Raw genomic sequence first — 271 nt, 5'->3', positions numbered from 1 at the left:
AAGGTGAAGGCGGTATAGCGCTCGCCGCCGAATGACGGCAGCGACGGGGTCATGGTCTGGCCGGTGATCTTGCTTGCCCAACCCGCGAAGTAACGCAGGAAGACTACACTTTGGGCGATCTCCAACCCGCGCGAGAGGTTGATCGACTTGCCCGAGCACAGGGTCTCCAGCTGTGCCAGCTCCTCGGTATTGGCCTCGATCAGGTCGGCCAGGCGGTTGAGCACCACGCCTTTCTGATAGGGCGAAACCTGCGCCCAACTGCCCTTGAAGG

General features: G+C 62.0%; 1 protein-coding gene. It reads right to left on the bottom strand.

What is annotated here, in order from left to right; translation table 11 throughout:
* The coding region (locus tag SB756_RS30240) for an aldehyde dehydrogenase family protein (protein ID WP_410913256.1) at positions 1-271 on the bottom strand (271 nt) is incomplete at both ends.

Source organism: Pseudomonas sp. SIMBA_068, assembly GCF_046534705.1.
Taxonomy (GTDB): Bacteria; Pseudomonadota; Gammaproteobacteria; order Pseudomonadales; family Pseudomonadaceae; genus Aquipseudomonas; species Aquipseudomonas putida.
Note: the sequence above shows the minus strand (reverse complement) of the source record. Positions and strands in the feature narration are given on the sequence as shown.